We start from the raw sequence: 14,295 nt of genomic DNA, 5'->3' as shown, positions 1-14,295 counted from the left end.
AGCAATGAGCCGCACCGCACGGGTCGAGCGGATAACCAAGGAGACCAAGGTCCTCGTCGAGATCGAGCTCGACGGCACGGGCAAGGCCGACATCGAGACCGGCGTCGGCTTCTACGACCACATGCTCAACCAGATCGCCCGGCACGGCGGTTTCGACCTGACTGTGCACACGGTCGGCGACCTCGAGATCGACGCGCACCACACCATGGAGGACACCGCGCTCGCGCTCGGCGCGGCGCTGGACCGGGCGCTCGGGGAGAAGGCCGGCATCCGGCGCTACGGCTCGGCCACCGTGCCGATGGACGAGGTTCTGGTCCGGGCCGCGGTGGACCTCTCCGGCCGACCGTACGTGCTGCACGACGAGCCGCCGCTCGCGCCGTACATCGGCCCGGTCTACCCGACCAGCATGACCCGGCACATCTGGGAGTCCTTCGGCCAGGCGGCGCGGATCACCCTGCACGTGGACGTGCTGCGGGCGGCCCGACCCGGTGGCCACCCGGACGCGCACCACGTGGTGGAGGCACAGTTCAAGGCGGTGGCGCGGGCGTTGCGGGAGGCGACCGCGATCGACCCGCGGTCGGCCGGGACGGTACCGAGCACGAAGGGGGCGCTCTGATGACTGTGCGGAACGCGGCGGTTCGGCGTACGGACGGGAGGCGGCGGTGAGCGCGGTCCTGCCGATCCTGCTGCTGGTGCTGGCCGGTGTGCTGGTGGGCGGCGTCTGGTCGCTGCACCGGCAGGGCGCGCCGCGGCGCGCGGTGCTGCTGACCGCCGTGCTCGCGGTGCTCGCCACGGCGGGCGGGGTGCTCTGGTTGCTGCCGGCGGCCGGGACGTGAGCGGCCCGGACGTGGTGGTGCTCGACTACGGGTCGGGCAACCTGCGCTCCGCCGAACGCGCGCTGGCCGCCGCCGGGGCGACGGTACGGGTGACCGACGACCTCTCGGCCGCCTCGACCGCGGCGGGGTTGGTGGTGCCGGGCGTGGGCGCCTTCGCGGCGTGCATGGCCGGGATCGAGGCGCTCGGGGCCGGCCCGGTCATCGCCGACCGGGTGGCCGCCGGCCGCCCGGTGCTCGGCATCTGCGTCGGGATGCAGGTGCTCTTCGAGCACGGTGAGGAGCACGGCGTGGTCAGCAAGGGGCTCGGGCTGCTGCCCGGCGGGGTCACCCGCCTCCCGGCGACCCGGCTGCCGCACATGGGCTGGAACACGGTCGACGCCCCTGGGTCGTCGGTGCTCTTCGCCGGCCTGCCGCCGGAGAGCCGGTTCTACTTCGTCCACTCCTACGGGGTCGCCGAGCCGGCGGCGCTGGCCGCCGCCGGAGCCACGGTCACCACCGCCCGGCACGGCGCCGACTTCGTGGCGGCCGTCGAGCGGGGGGCGCTCTCCGCCGCGCAGTTCCACCCGGAGAAGTCGGCCGACACCGGCGCCCGGCTGCTGCGCAACTGGCTGGCCACGCTGTGAGCGCGGTCGGGCAGTCGCCTGCCACGACCGGGCGGGGCGCGGCGTGAGCAAGGAACGTGCCCGCCGCAGAGCGGTGCGCGAGGCGGAGCTGGCCCGGGAACGCGCCGTCCGCCGGCGCCGGGTGGCCCGTCGGGAGCATCGCCGCAGGCTGGTACGACGGCTCACCCCGCAGTGGCGTCGGCGCAGCGCCGGCCGGCTGGCCCGGCACAGCCGCGCCGAACGGGCCGGGATCGTGCTGCTCACGCTGGCGTCGGTGATCCTGATCTGGTCGCTCGTGGACGACCTGGCGCTGCGCCTCGTGCTGATCGTGCTACTGCTGCTCGTACTGCCGGCGATCGTGGTGATCGCCCTGGACCGTCGTACCTGACGCGAGGAGAAGACGTTGAGCCTCACCCTGTTGCCCGCCGTGGACGTCGCCGACGGCCAGGCCGTCCGGCTCGTGCAGGGCGCCGCCGGCAGTGAGACCACTTACGGCGACCCGCTGGAGGCGGCGCTGGCCTGGCAGCGCGACGGTGCGGAGTGGATCCACCTCGTCGACCTGGACGCCGCGTTCGGCCGCGGCTCCAACGCCCACCTGCTCGCCGAGGTGGTCCGCCAGCTCGACGTCAAGGTCGAGCTCTCCGGCGGTATCCGTGACGACGAGTCGCTGCTCGCCGCGCTGGGTACCGGGGCTGCCCGGGTCAACATCGGCACCGCCGCGCTGGAGGATCCGGAGTGGTGCGACCGGATCGTCGGTGAGTACGGCGACCGGGTCGCGATCGGGCTGGACGTGCGGGGCCGTACCCTCTCCGCCCGTGGCTGGACCCGCGACGGCGGTGACCTGTTCGAGGTGCTGGAGCGCCTCGACAAGGCCGGCGCGGCGCGCTACGTCGTCACCGACATCACCAAGGACGGCACGATGCGCGGGCCGAACCTGGAGCTGCTGCGTGAGGTCTGCGGTCGCACCGGCGCGCCGGTGATCGCCTCCGGGGGCGTCTCCACCCTGGACGACCTGCGCGCCCTGGCCGCCCTGGAGTCGATCGGTGTGGAAGGCGTGATCGCCGGCAAGGCGTTGTACGCGGGGGCGTTCACCGTGGCGCAGGCGCTGGAGACGCTCTCCGCCGCCTGACCGCCACCGGGCCCGGTTCGTGCCGCCCGCGGCGTCCGTGGCCACGTGCCTGCCCGGACGGCTCCTCCGACGCGCCTCACGGTCCTCGACCGGCTCGACGCCGCTTGCGAGACTGACCGGGTGGGTGGGGCGGTCATCGGCCGGGACGGTGTGCTGAGCCAGGCCCGGCGGGCCCTGGACGAGGGCCGGCCGGTGCTTCTGGAGGGGCCGGCCGGCATCGGCAAGACGGCGGTGCACCGGTGCCTGCTCGACGCCGCCGCCCGGGACGGCTGGCTGCTGTTGTGCTGCGCGCCGACGGAGGTCGAACGGGCGCTGCCCTTCGCCGCGCTGGCCGACGTGCTCGCGCCGATCGCCGATCGGGTGGCGGAGCTGTCGCCGCCGCAGCGTACGGCCCTGGCCGGGGTGCTGCTCTCCGCCGAGGTGACCGAGCCGGTCGACGAGCGGGCGGTCGGGGCGGCCACCCGGGCGTTGCTCGAGGCGGCCGCCGCCGACCCGGAGCGGCCCCGGGTACTGGTCGGGGTGGACGACGCGCCGTGGCTCGACCCGCCGAGCGAGCGGGCGCTGCGGTTCGCGTTGCGTCGCGTGGTGCCCCGGGTCGCCGTGCTGGTGACCGCGCGATCCGAGGGTCCGCGGGCCACCCCCGCGCCGCTCGGCCTCGACCACGGCGCGACCGGTGTGCTGTTGGAGCGGCTGGCCGTCGGCCCGCTCGGCGTGGGCGCACTGCACCACGTGCTGCGGGCGGCGACCGGCGCCACCCTGCCCCGGCCGCTGCTGGTCCGCCTGGCCGAGGAGTCCGGCGGGAACCCGCTGCTCGCCATCGAGCTGGCCCGGGCGGTGCTGCGGCTGCCACACCGGCCGGACCCGGGGGCGGACCTGCCGGCCGCGCCGTCGCTGCGGCAGCTGGTCGCCGATCGGCTGGCCGCCCTGCCGGCGCCGACCCGGCACGCGATCCGGCTCGCCGCGCTCTCCGGCGTACCGACTCTGGACGGGCTGGCCCGCGCCGGGGTGGCCGCCGCCGACCTCGACGCCGCGGAGGAGGCGGGCCTGGTGGTCGTCGCCGGGGAGGAGGTGGCCTTCGCCCATCCGGTCTACGCCGCGGCCGTCCGCGCCGACGTGCCCTCCGGGGTGCGCCGACGCCTGCACCGGCTGCTCGCCGACACCGCGCAGGACCCGGACGAGCGGGCCCGGCAACTGGCCCGGTGCGTGAGCGCGCCGGCCCCCGAGGCGGCCGCGGAGATCGCCGCCGCCGGGGCCCGTCAGCAGGCCCGGGGCGCCCCGGAGATCGCCGCCGGGCTGTACGACACGGCGGCCCGTCTGGCCCCGCCCGGGACCGTCGCCGAGCACGCCCGGTGGCGGCTGGCCGCCGCGCAGTGCCGCTACGACAGCGGTGACTACGCGGCCGCCCGTACCGCGGCCGAGCAGGCCGCCGAGGAGTTGACCGGCCCGGCGCGGGGGGAGGCGCTGCTGCTGCGGGCCGTCATCGGCTGGAGCGCCGACGAGTCGCCGGAGAAGGTCATGGCGGCCGCCGAGCGCGCGCTCGCCGCCGCCCTGCCCGGCACGACGCTGGCCGGACGCATCCACGCACACCTCGGCATGTTCGAGGACGCGCCGGACCTGGCCCGCCGGCACGCGGAACACGCCGCCGCGCTGCTGGCGGGGAGCCCCGACGACCGCCCGGTCTACGCCGCGGCGCTGCTGCTGCTCTTCTTCAACGAGGTGCGGGCGGGTCTCACCGCCCGGACGGAGCTGCTGGAGCGGGCGCTCGCCGCGGAGGGGGAGGAGCCGTCCTGGTTGGCGGGGACCGTGCCGGCGATCTGGTGGCGGTCGCTCGACGAGCACGACCGGGCCCGCGCGCGGCTGCACCGGATGCTGGACCGGGCCGTCGTCCGTGGCGACGAGCCGTCCCAGCATGAGCTGTTGTGCCATCTCGGTGAGACCGAACTGCTCGCCGGTCGCTGGGCGGACGCCGCCGAGCACATCGCGGCGGCCCGCGAGCTGGGCGAGCAGTACGGCGCCGACTCGGCGGGCGTCGAGTGGCTGGAGGGGCTGCTGCTGGCGTACCGGGGGCGGGTGGACGAGGCCGCCCGCATCGCGGACTCCGGCCTGCGCCGCGCCGACGAGCTCGGTGACCGGTGGCGACGACGGATCCACGCCCAACTCGCCGGCTACGCGGCGCTGACCGGCGGGCGTCTGCCGGACGCGGCCCGGCACTACGGCCTGCTGGCGGCCACCGTGGACGAACTGGGACTGGTCGAGCCGCTCGCCCAGCGGTTCGAGCCGGACTGGCTGGAGGCCTGCGTCGGGGCCGGCGACCTGGCCACCGCGGAGACCGTGCTGGAGCGGCTGGCGGTACGGCACCGGCGGCTGGCCCGGCCGTGGACCACGCTGGGGCTGGCCCGGGGACGGGTGCTGCTCGACGGTGCGCTCGGGCGGGACACCTCCGGCGCGCTGGTCGAGCTGGCCGCCGCCCGGGCGGCCGTACCGGCCGACGTGCTGCCGCTGGACCGGGCCCGCTGCCTGCTGGTGGCCGGTGTCGCGTACCGGCGGCTGCGCCGGCGGCGGGAGGCACGCGACGCGCTGACCATCGCCGCGGCGGAGTTCGACGCGCTCGGGGCGGCGTCGTTGGCGGCCCGGGCCCGTGCCGAGGTGGAGCGCACCGGCCGCCGGGTCGCCCCGCGTCAGCTCACCGGCACCGAGCTGGAGGTGGCTCGGCTGGCGGCGGCCGGGCGGACCAACCGGGTCATCGCCGACACGCTCTTCATCAGCCCGAAGACGGTCGAGGCCAACCTGGCCCGGGTCTACCGCAAGCTCGGGGTGACCAGCCGCGCCGAACTGGGCGCCACGATGGCCCGCGGGGCGGGCGTCGAGGAGTGACGGTTCGGGGCGTGCGCCCCGACGGCTGGCGGGCTGCGGCGCGGGTCTCGACGGCTGATGGTTCGCCGCGCGGGTCTTGACGGGTGACGGGCTGCGGCGGGCGCGTCGAAGGATAGGGAAACACCCGATTACCCCGGCGGCGTACCGGCCTAGCGTCGAGGCATGTCCATTCGGCTCTTCGTCCTCGAGCGGTACGACCGCGCGCCGGGGGAGTCCGTCGACGAGCCGGTCGGCGCGCTGACGACGGGTGTGACCCGGCTGCGGGGCGCCGTGCGGATCCCGGCCGACGACGTGGTGCTCGCGCTGGTCGAGGGGCCGGACGCGGAGACGGTGGCCGCGGTGGCCGCCGCTGCCGGCTGGCGGGTGGACCGGCTGGGCACCGCCGAGTGGATCGTCGAGCCGGAGAGCCCGGCGACGCAGCCATGGGGGGAAGAATCATGACCGAACCGCCGGCCGGCCGGTCGCCGGAGCACCGTCCCGAACCGCGATCGTCGCGGCGCCGGGCGGCGCTGCCGATGGTCACGCTGGCCCTGGGCCTACTGCTCGCCGGCTGCTCCGGGTCGTCGTCCGATCCGGACGCGCCGCCCGCCGAGCCCACCCCGGCCGGGAGCAGCTCGGCTGCCGCAGCGCCGGCCGACGCGAAAGAGGCGCCGGTCGACGCCTGTGCGCTGCTCACCGACGCGGAGGTGACCGCCGTTCTCGGTCGGCACGAGGGGGGCCGTCCGGGCGAGGGGAGCTGTGTCTGGGAGAACCCGGAGTCCTACCACTCGGTGACTGTGGAGATCGGCGAGCCGGGCACCGCGGCGACCGGCCGGCTGCCCACTCCGGATCCGGCCTTCGGGGAGCCGGAACCGGGCCCGGACGGCATCCGGTTCGTCCGGGGCAACGGCGCCGAGTTCGTCGTGGACGACCGCTACTGCCATCTCGTCGTGGTCACCTCGGTCACCGACGACCGTGACCGTCCCACCCTGATCCGGCTCGTCGGCGCGGTCCGGGACCGGCTGTGAGCACCACGGAGGTTGCGTTGAGACAGATCCGTCGTCCTGCCCGGCCCGCCGCCGCGCTGCTGGCAGCGCTGCTCGCCGCGACGGTCGCCGGCTGCGGCTCCGAGCAGGAGGACCCGCCGGTGGCCCCGGTCGGGGCGGCGCCCTCGGAGCAGCCGGCGACCGGTGCGGAGCCGTCACCGCCGGCCGCGCCGCCGGCCACCGTGGACCCGTGCGCGTTGGTGACCAGGAAGGAGGCCGAGCAGCTCGCCGGCACCAAGCTGGACGCCGCCGTGCCGGTGCGCGAGACCTGCACCTACACCGGCCCGGTCACCGGACCCACGGCGCAGGTGGAGGTCTTCGTCGGTGACGGCGCGAAGAAGTTCCTCGACATCGAGCGGGAGCTCGGCCACGAGCTGCGACCGCTGGCGGGCGTCGGCGACGAGACGTACGCGAGCCTCGAGGCGGTCTTCGTCAGCCACTCCGGCCAATGGGTCTCGGTGCGCCTGGTCCGGCTCAACGACCCGGCGGAGAACCGTGCGCCGCTGGAGCGGATCGCCCGCACGGTGGCCGGCCGGATCTGAGCGGAACGGGGGAGATGATGCGTGGGGTGCGGTCGCGGGCGTCGGGCGGTCCCGGGACCGGGCGGCGGGTTCGCGTACGTTCGCTGGCGGGGTTGACCGCGCTGACCGTGCTGCTCAGTGGAGTGGTGGCCTGTCAGGGCGGGAACGGGGGCGACAGCGCCGTCGTGGATCCGTACGATCCGGCCGCCGTCCGGTACGGGCTGGCGCCGCGGCCGCACCCCGACGTCACGTACCAGCCGGACGTGGTCTTCGTCGGCGGCGGTGGGAACGCCGTCCGCTCGGTCACCGACGACGGCCTGACCTGGCGGATCGACCCGGACGCGAAGCACGCCGGGGATCTCGCTCCCGGCCGGGTCATGTTCCTGACGTCCCGGGCGGTCGGCCGGGTGCTGGAGGCGCGCCGAGACGGCGGTGACCTCGCCGTCACGATCGCTCCGGTCGAGCTGACCGAGGTGATCCGGGACGGGAGTTTCCGCACGGACGCGCCGGTGCCGTTGGACCGCCCGATCGCGTACTCCGCGGGTACCCCGGCGTGGACGGTGGCCGACCTGCCGCCCGAGCCGACGCCGAGCGGCGGCACCGGCGGTGGTGCGCCGATCGCGGAGACCGGCGGTGCTCTCCCCAGCGGGCTCGCGACGGGCGGGGGCGAACGGGTCGGGCCGGGCGGTGGAGCGCCGGTGGGGCGCGCCCGTCTCGTGCCGGTCGGCGCGCCGGCCCCCCGCCCGCCGGCGCCGCCGGCGCGGTTGAGCGGTTCGGAGACGGCGCAGACCGGCGACGCCCGGCTGACCGCGGAGTGCTGCCGGGACGGGGTCGCCGCCCGCTTCGACTACGACGACAGCGAGATCCGGATGAGTGGCTCGGTGAGCCTGCTCATGGACCGGCCGAGGGGCACCTTCGACTTCGCCATCTCGGGCGCCACGATCACCCGGGCGGAGTTCAGCATCACCGGCGGCGCCGGCCTGCGGGTGGCGGTCAAGGCGGCCACCAAGGTCGGCAACACCCGCAACCTCTCCAAGTCGCTGGTGTTGCCGACCGCGTTCGACTTCCCGGTCGGGACCATCCTCGGGGTGCCCTTCTCGGTTCGGGTGAGCCAGTCGTTGGAGATCAAGACGGCGTTCAGCGCCAAGGACGGCTACCTGGAGGCGGGCGGCGAGTACTCCCTGTCGGGTGCCTTCGGCTACGGCTACCACCGCCCGTACTGGGGACCGGTCTCGCCGGGCGGGTTCGGTGTCCGCAAGAGCCTCACCAACTCGATCACGGGTGTCTCGGTCGGGGTGAGCGGGCTGGTCGTGAGCTACGACGTGAAGTTCAGTGTGGGGATCGGGGTGGTCGGGTTCCACGCCGGTCTGTACGTCGCCCTGCGCGCCTCGGTCGGCGCGAGTCTCGGCTCGGGGGCGGGGGCGCCCCTGCTCGCCTGTCGGGGCGCGGGGTTCGGTCTGACCCTGCGGTACGGGCTCGACTACTCGATCCCGAAGGTGGTGGCGGACGTGCTCAACTTCTTCCTGAGGACCTTCAATACGAAGCCGATCAAACATCGGGGGGAGTTGGGGGACGAGCACGTGGTGCTCAGGCGGAGCGAGACGGTGCCGCCGGACGCCCCGCTCTGCGTCGGCTGAGCGGCCGCCGCGCGGGCCGCCGGGCTTACCGCGCCGGTGGTGCTGGCGCCGAGGCCGATAGGTTGCGCGCAATTTAATTGCGCGCTACCTTTTCCGGATGATCGATGACCTGGTGCTGCGCCGCCAGGTGTGCTTCGCCCTCTATGCGGCGTCGCGCGCCGTGACCGACGTCTACCGGCCCATCCTCGACGCCGTCGGGCTGACCTATCCGCAGTACCTGGTGCTGCTGGTCCTCTGGGAGCACGACGGCGACGCCCCCACCGTCTCCGCTCTCGGCGCCGAGCTGCGGCTGGACTCCGGCACCCTCTCCCCGCTGCTCAAGCGGCTGGAGGAGGCGGGCCTGGTGCTCCGGCGGCGGTCGACGCGCGACGAACGACGGGTCGAGGTGGAGCTGACCGACGCCGGCCGTGCGCTGCGGCGGCAGGTGGAGGACGTGCCGCGGCGGATCGCCGGGGCCACCGGGCTCTCCGAGACCGAGCTGGTCGCCGTCCGCGACACCCTCACCCGGGTCGCCGAGACCATCCACCGACAGAAGGAGCAGTGACCCCTCATGCAGGTGCTCTACACCGCGTCCGCCACCTCCACCGGTGACGGCCGCAGCGGACACGTCCGCACCGTCGACGGCATCCTCGACCTCGACCTCGTGCCCCCCACGGAGATGGGCGGCGCCGGTGGCGGCGCCAACCCGGAGCAGCTCTTCGCGGCCGGCTACGCGGCCTGTTTCCACTCCGCGCTGCGGGCCGTCGCCCGCCGGACGAAGGTGGACGTGACCGACTCCGCCGTCGAGGCGGAGGTGAGCATCGGCCCGAACGGCGCCGGCGGCTACGAGCTGACCGTCGCGCTCGTCGTCGACCTGCCCGCCGCCTCGCGGGCCGCCGCCGAGGAGCTGGTGGCCCAGGCGCACCAGGTCTGCCCCTACTCCAACGCCACCCGCGGCAACGTCGAGGTCGCGCTCCGCGTCCGGGCGGCGGCGTGACCGGGGCGGTGAACCGGGAGATCCACCTGGCGTCGCGCCCGCAGGGCTGGCCGACGGCGGAGAACTTCCGGCTGATCGAGACCGAGGTGCCGAAGCCCGGGCCGGGGCAGCTCCTGGTTCGCAACCGGTACATGTCGGTCGACCCGTACATGCGGGGTCGGATGAACGACGCGAAGTCCTACGTGCCGCCGTACGCGCTCGACGCGCCCCTGGACGGGGGCGCGGTCGGTGAGGTGGTCGCCAGCGAGGCCGACGGTTTCGCCCCCGGCGACGTGGTGCTGCACGGGCTCGGCTGGCGGGAGTACGCGCTGGTCGAGGCGCGCTCCGCCCGCCAGGTCGACCCGGAGCTGGCGCCGCTGACCAGCTACCTGGGGGTCCTCGGCATGGTGGGGCTGACCGCGTACGCCGGGCTGTTGGAGGTGGCCGGGATGCGGCCCGGGGAGACGGTCTTCGTCTCCGCCGCGGCCGGCGCGGTGGGCAGCCTGGTCGGGCAGATCGCCAAGCTCCGGGGCGCCGCCCGGGTCATCGGCAGCGCCGGTTCGCCGGCGAAGGTGGACCGGCTGACCGCGCTCGGCTTCGACGCGGCGTTCGACTACCACGACGGTCCGGTCCGTACGTCGCTGAAGGCGGCCGCGCCGGAGGGGATCGACGTCTACTTCGACAACGTGGGCGGCGACCACCTGGAGGCCGCCATCTCGGCGCTGCGGCCGCACGGCCGGGTGGCGGTCTGCGGGATGATCTCCCAGTACAACGACACCGTGCCGCCGGCCGCGCCGCGCAACCTGGCGCAGGTCATCGGCAAGCGGCTCACCCTGCGCGGCTTCCTGGCCGGTGATCACGCGGGGCTGCGCGACCAGTTCGTCCAGGAGATGGCCGGCTGGCTGCAGGCGGGTCGCCTCCGCTACGACGAGACGGTCGTGGACGGCATCGAGAACGCCCCGTCGGCGTTCCTCGGCCTGCTCCGCGGAGAGAACCTCGGCAAGATGCTGGTCCGCCTCTGAGCAAGGGCCCCTCCCGCCGTCCCCGGTGGTGAGGGGCCCTCCGCACCCCGGCCGGTGGCGGGCTTCACACCACCACCGGGGTCCGCGACGCGTCCGGCAGGGCGGCCGGCCCAGCGCGGCGGGATAGGCTCGGCGACATGACGGTGGCGGTACGGGTGATCCCCTGCCTGGACGTGGACGCCGGGCGGGTGGTCAAGGGGGTCAACTTCGTCGACCTGCGCGACGCGGGCGACCCGGTCGAGCTGGCCGCGGCGTACGACCGGGCCGGCGCGGACGAGTTGACCTTCCTCGACGTGACCGCCTCCAGCAGCGACCGCGGCACCATGCTCGACGTGGTGCGGCGCACCGCCGAGTCCGTCTTCATTCCGCTCACCGTCGGCGGTGGCGTACGCAGCGTCGCCGACGTGGACACCCTGCTCCGCGCCGGGGCGGACAAGGTCGGGGTGAACACCGCGGCGATCGCCCGGCCGGAGCTGATCGCCGAGGTCGCCGACCGGTTCGGCCGGCAGGTGCTGGTGCTCTCGCTCGACGTGCGCCGCGCCCCCGGCGTCACCGCCAGCGGTTTCGAGGTGACCACCCACGGCGGCCGGCGGGGCACCGGGATCGACGCCGTCGACTGGGCCCGCCGCGGCGCCGAGCTGGGCGCCGGGGAGCTGCTGGTCAACTCGATGGACGCCGACGGCACCAAGGCCGGGTTCGACCTGGAGCTGATCCGGGCGGTCCGGGAGGTCGTGGACGTGCCGGTGGTGGCAAGCGGCGGAGCGGGTCAGGTGGCGCACTTTCCGCCGGCGATCACCGCCGGCGCGGACGCGGTGCTCGCCGCGAGCGTCTTCCACTTCGGTGAGTTGACCGTCGCCGACGTGAAGGACGCCCTGCGCCACCGCGGCCACCCCGTCCGCTGACGGTCGCGGCCCGCGCCGGCGTCGGGATCAGCGGTCCGGATGCCCCTCGGGGGAGCGGCGCGGGGCCGGAATGGAGCGGACCACGTACTCCTGCACCGCCGCGGCGTGGTCGGCCTCGTCCAGCGTCCACTCGGCGCTGCCCGGCGCGTGCCGCCGGCCGAGCACACCCTGCATCTTCTCCACAGTGGTCGTCACGCCGGCGCTGGGCCGGCTGCGCCAGAGTTGCTCACCCTCGGCGGTGATCCGGAACCAGCCGTCGTCGACGCTGACCAGACCGGCGCCGAGCAGCCGGCGCACGGCCGTCTCCAGCTCGTCCCGCTGCGGGATGGCCCGGTTGAGGTGATCGGCGGTGGAGAGCACGTCGGCGAGGCGTACGCCCTCGGGGCGCCGGCTGGACGCGGACCGGCGGTGCCTTCCGGCGCCGCTCGCGATGACCAACGACACGAAGATCCAGGCGTCGTTCCAGCGCCATCCGCTCTCCCCCATGCAGAAATGATGCCGGTCCGGCTCGCGGAAGGAAACACTTGGTCGGCGTACGCCCTCCCGCCCGGCGAACGTCTGCTGGCCGGACGGGGTCGGGGGTGGGTCGAGGCGTCAGCCCGCCGGCTGCGCGGCCACCCGCCCCGGGCCGACGTCCCCGGGCTCCGCGACGGCGAACAACGGTACGAAGAACTGGGCGAGCGGCCCGATGGCGAGCGCGTACGCCACCGTGCCGATGCCGGCCGTGCCGCCGAGCAGGAAGCCCAGCGCCAGCACGGTGATCTCGATGACGGTGCGCACCAGCCGGATCGAGCGGTGCGGTCGACGGGCCACGAAGCCGGTCATCAGCCCGTCGCGCGGGCCGGGGCCGAGCCGGGCGCCGAGGTAGAGGCCGGTGGCGGCGCCGTTGGCCACGATGCCGGTGACGAGCAGTCCAATTCGGATCCAGAGTGGTCCGACGGCGGGCAGCAGCGCGAGCGTCGCGTCCACGACCAGTCCGATGACCACCACGTTGCTGACGGTGCCGAGGCCGGGCCGTTGCCGCAGCGGGATCCAGAGCAGCAGGACGACCGCGCCGACGGCGATGGTCACCGTGCCGAAGGAGAGGCCGGTGCGCTCGGAGAGCCCTTGGTGGAACACGTCCCAGGGGTTGAGCCCCAGCCCGGAGCGGATCATCAGCGCCATGCTGATCCCGTAGAGGGCCAGGCCGAGGTAGAGCTGGGTCAGCCTGCGGACCGGACGGTGCCGCAGATTGCCAATTGTTGCCATGCATGCCACCCTAGGGGCCAATTCATCGAGTGATAGAGCCAATCCGGGGGAGGTGGCCATGACCAGCCAGGTCCGGGGAGTCCAATTGGCGCGGCTGCTCGGTCAGTGGCATGCGCTCCCGGGCCGTCGGCGCAGCCCCGACTACGCCGCGCTCGCCGGAGCGGTCCGCGGGCTGCTCGCCGACGGCCGGCTGCCGTTGGGCGTACGGCTGCCCGCCGAGCGGGAACTGGCCCAGGCGCTGAAGATCAGCCGGACCACGGTCACCGCCGCCTACCGGCAGCTGCGGGAGAGCGGTCACCTGGCCAGCCGGCGGGGCGCGGGAAGCTGGACCATGCTGCCCGGCAACCACCGGGTGACCAGCACCGGATTGTGGACGCCGCTGGACGACGTCGACATGATCGACCTCGGGATCGCCGCGCTGGCCGCGCCGCCGGAGCTGATGCCGGCCGCCCGGGCCGCCACCGAGGACCTGCCCCGCTACCTGGGCGGGGCCGGATACCACCCGACGGGCATCGTCGAGCTGCGCGAGGCGATCGCGCAGAGCTACACCGAACGGGGCCTGCCGACCTCGCCCGACCAGATCATGGTGACCAGCGGCACCCAGCACGCCCTCGATCTGGTGCTGCGGCTGGCCCTGTCACCCGGCGCCGGAGTCCTGGTCGAGTCGCCGACCTACCCGAACGCGCTCGCCGCGCTCGCCGCCCGCCGGGCCCGTATCGCCACCCACGGGCTCGCCGCGGACGGTGCGGGCTGGGACACCGACCTGCTGCTCGGCAGCATCCGCCAGGGGCGGCCGAAGCTGGCCTACCTGATTCCGGAGTTCCAGAATCCCACCGGCCACCTGATGGCGGGCGAGCTGCGGGAGCGGGTGGTGGCCGCGGCCCACGCCGCCGGCACCGATCTGGTGGTCGACGAGTCCTTCGTGAGCCTGCCGCTGGACGGCACGCCGGTGCCGCCGCCGGTGGCGACGTTCGACCGGCACTCCCGAGTGATCTCCATCGGCGGAATGAGCAAGCCGTACTGGGGCGGACTGCGGATCGGCTGGGTCCGCGCCTCCGCCCCGCAGGTGCAGCGCCTGGCCGCCGCCCGCGTCGGCGTGGACATGGCCAGCCCGGTGCTGGACCAACTGGTGGCGGTGCACCTGCTGGCCGAGGCGGCCGGCATCGTCGCGGACCGGCAGGCGCAGCTCACCGTCCAGCGCGACGCCCTGCTGGGTGCGCTCGCTCAACGGCTACCGGACTGGCGGGTCACCGTGCCGCGCGGCGGGGTGACGCTCTGGCTGGAGCTGGACGGGCCGATCTCCAGCGCCCTGGCCCGGGCCGCCGAGGAGGTCGGCGTACGACTGGCGCCGGGTCCCCGGTTCGGCCTCGACGGCACCCTGGAGCGATTCCTGCGGCTGCCGTTCACGTTGCCCGCGGCCGAACTCGTCGACGCGGTCGGCCGGATCGCCGCGGTCCGCTACGACCTGGACCGGGCCGCCCGTCGACAGTGGCGGGAACCGACGGTCATCGCCTGAGGACGCCGGCCCCGCCCCGGGACGGGAG

General features: G+C 74.9%; 17 protein-coding genes. 15 read left to right on the top strand and 2 right to left on the bottom strand.

The window, feature by feature from the left end:
- The first annotated feature begins 4 nt into the window (after positions 1 to 4).
- The 14 genes from hisB to hisF all read left to right on the top strand — a co-directional run bounded on the left by hisB (position 5) and on the right by hisF (position 11,503).
- Entirely contained in the window at positions 5 to 616 is a 612-nt protein-coding gene (gene hisB / locus D7147_RS15350; protein WP_120678122.1) for an imidazoleglycerol-phosphate dehydratase HisB, read from the top strand.
- Positions 617 to 662: 46 nt separating this feature from the next.
- Complete coding sequence (locus D7147_RS32675; protein WP_199716522.1) at positions 663 to 836, top strand: hypothetical protein; 174 nt, start codon at positions 663 to 665, stop codon at positions 834 to 836.
- The gene (hisH, locus tag D7147_RS15345) at positions 833 to 1,459 is read left to right on the top strand and encodes an imidazole glycerol phosphate synthase subunit HisH (RefSeq protein WP_233563160.1); all 627 of its coding nucleotides are present in this window, start codon (positions 833 to 835) and stop codon (positions 1,457 to 1,459) included. The genes D7147_RS32675 and hisH overlap by 4 nt, the downstream gene beginning before the upstream one ends.
- 43 nt (positions 1,460 to 1,502) lie before the next feature.
- Positions 1,503 to 1,826, top strand: coding sequence for a hypothetical protein (locus tag D7147_RS15340; RefSeq protein ID WP_120678119.1), 324 nt, complete (start codon positions 1,503 to 1,505; stop codon positions 1,824 to 1,826).
- Between the two features lie 15 nt (positions 1,827 to 1,841).
- Complete coding sequence (gene priA, locus D7147_RS15335) at positions 1,842 to 2,567, top strand: bifunctional 1-(5-phosphoribosyl)-5-((5-phosphoribosylamino)methylideneamino)imidazole-4-carboxamide isomerase/phosphoribosylanthranilate isomerase PriA (RefSeq protein WP_120678117.1); 726 nt, start codon at positions 1,842 to 1,844, stop codon at positions 2,565 to 2,567.
- A 120-nt stretch (positions 2,568 to 2,687) separates the two neighbouring features.
- A complete protein-coding gene (locus D7147_RS15330; protein WP_120678114.1) occupies positions 2,688 to 5,441 on the top strand; it encodes a helix-turn-helix transcriptional regulator in 2,754 nt (917 codons plus the stop codon).
- 162 nt (positions 5,442 to 5,603) lie between these two features.
- A complete protein-coding gene (locus D7147_RS15325) occupies positions 5,604 to 5,882 on the top strand; it encodes a hypothetical protein (protein WP_120678111.1) in 279 nt (92 codons plus the stop codon).
- The gene (locus tag D7147_RS15320) at positions 5,879 to 6,448 is read left to right on the top strand and encodes a DUF3558 family protein (RefSeq protein WP_158609358.1); all 570 of its coding nucleotides are present in this window, start codon (positions 5,879 to 5,881) and stop codon (positions 6,446 to 6,448) included. The genes D7147_RS15325 and D7147_RS15320 overlap by 4 nt, the downstream gene beginning before the upstream one ends.
- A 17-nt stretch (positions 6,449 to 6,465) precedes the next feature.
- Complete coding sequence (locus D7147_RS15315; RefSeq protein WP_233563159.1) at positions 6,466 to 7,008, top strand: DUF3558 family protein; 543 nt, start codon at positions 6,466 to 6,468, stop codon at positions 7,006 to 7,008.
- A 92-nt stretch (positions 7,009 to 7,100) separates the two neighbouring features.
- A complete protein-coding gene (locus tag D7147_RS15310; protein WP_147434599.1) occupies positions 7,101 to 8,624 on the top strand; it encodes a hypothetical protein in 1,524 nt (507 codons plus the stop codon).
- A gap of 97 nt (positions 8,625 to 8,721) precedes the next feature.
- Positions 8,722 to 9,168 (top strand): MarR family winged helix-turn-helix transcriptional regulator, encoded by a 447-nt coding sequence (locus tag D7147_RS15305; protein ID WP_120678102.1) that lies wholly within the window; start codon positions 8,722 to 8,724, stop codon positions 9,166 to 9,168.
- Positions 9,169 to 9,174: 6 nt separating this feature from the next.
- Positions 9,175 to 9,600, top strand: coding sequence for an organic hydroperoxide resistance protein (locus tag D7147_RS15300; RefSeq protein WP_120678099.1), 426 nt, complete (start codon positions 9,175 to 9,177; stop codon positions 9,598 to 9,600).
- Positions 9,597 to 10,601 (top strand): NADP-dependent oxidoreductase, encoded by a 1,005-nt coding sequence (locus D7147_RS15295; protein ID WP_120678096.1) that lies wholly within the window; start codon positions 9,597 to 9,599, stop codon positions 10,599 to 10,601. Before D7147_RS15300 ends, D7147_RS15295 begins: the two co-directional genes overlap by 4 nt.
- Positions 10,602 to 10,738: 137 nt before the next feature.
- Positions 10,739 to 11,503 carry an imidazole glycerol phosphate synthase subunit HisF gene (gene hisF, locus D7147_RS15290; RefSeq protein WP_120678094.1) on the top strand — a complete coding sequence of 255 codons (765 nt, stop codon included), beginning with the start codon at positions 10,739 to 10,741 and terminating at the stop codon, positions 11,501 to 11,503.
- A 27-nt stretch (positions 11,504 to 11,530) separates the two neighbouring features.
- Here the strand turns inward: hisF and D7147_RS15285 are convergent, their stop codons facing one another.
- Complete coding sequence (locus D7147_RS15285; RefSeq protein WP_120678092.1) at positions 11,531 to 11,989, bottom strand: hypothetical protein; 459 nt, start codon at positions 11,987 to 11,989, stop codon at positions 11,531 to 11,533.
- Between the two features lie 108 nt (positions 11,990 to 12,097).
- A complete protein-coding gene (gene yczE, locus D7147_RS15280; RefSeq protein ID WP_120678088.1) occupies positions 12,098 to 12,751 on the bottom strand; it encodes a membrane protein YczE in 654 nt (217 codons plus the stop codon).
- A gap of 58 nt (positions 12,752 to 12,809) precedes the next feature.
- Here yczE and yczR point away from each other — a divergent pair, with 58 nt between their 5' ends.
- The gene (gene yczR, locus D7147_RS15275) at positions 12,810 to 14,267 is read left to right on the top strand and encodes a MocR-like transcription factor YczR (RefSeq protein ID WP_120678085.1); all 1,458 of its coding nucleotides are present in this window, start codon (positions 12,810 to 12,812) and stop codon (positions 14,265 to 14,267) included.
- Positions 14,268 to 14,295 lie beyond the last annotated feature (28 nt).

Origin of the sequence: Micromonospora musae (assembly GCF_003626545.1) — a bacterium.
Lineage (GTDB): Bacteria > Actinomycetota > Actinomycetes > Mycobacteriales > Micromonosporaceae > Micromonospora > Micromonospora musae.
This window is presented reverse-complemented; position numbering and strand designations above follow the sequence as displayed.

Bases quoted from the DNA above. Each gene is read 5' to 3' on its own strand.
- hisB (WP_120678122.1), top strand. From the start codon at position 5: ATGAGCCGCACCGCACGGGTCGAGCGGATAACCAAGGAGACCAAGGTC.
- D7147_RS15325 (WP_120678111.1), top strand. From the start codon at position 5,604: ATGTCCATTCGGCTCTTCGTCCTCGAGCGGTACGACCGCGCGCCGGGG.
- D7147_RS15320 (WP_158609358.1), top strand. From the start codon at position 5,879: ATGACCGAACCGCCGGCCGGCCGGTCGCCGGAGCACCGTCCCGAACCG.
- D7147_RS15305 (WP_120678102.1), top strand. From the start codon at position 8,722: ATGATCGATGACCTGGTGCTGCGCCGCCAGGTGTGCTTCGCCCTCTAT.
- D7147_RS15300 (WP_120678099.1), top strand. From the start codon at position 9,175: ATGCAGGTGCTCTACACCGCGTCCGCCACCTCCACCGGTGACGGCCGC.
- hisF (WP_120678094.1), top strand. From the start codon at position 10,739: ATGACGGTGGCGGTACGGGTGATCCCCTGCCTGGACGTGGACGCCGGG.
- D7147_RS15285 (WP_120678092.1), bottom strand. From the start codon at position 11,989: ATGGGGGAGAGCGGATGGCGCTGGAACGACGCCTGGATCTTCGTGTCG.
- yczE (WP_120678088.1), bottom strand. From the start codon at position 12,751: ATGGCAACAATTGGCAATCTGCGGCACCGTCCGGTCCGCAGGCTGACC.
- yczR (WP_120678085.1), top strand. From the start codon at position 12,810: ATGACCAGCCAGGTCCGGGGAGTCCAATTGGCGCGGCTGCTCGGTCAG.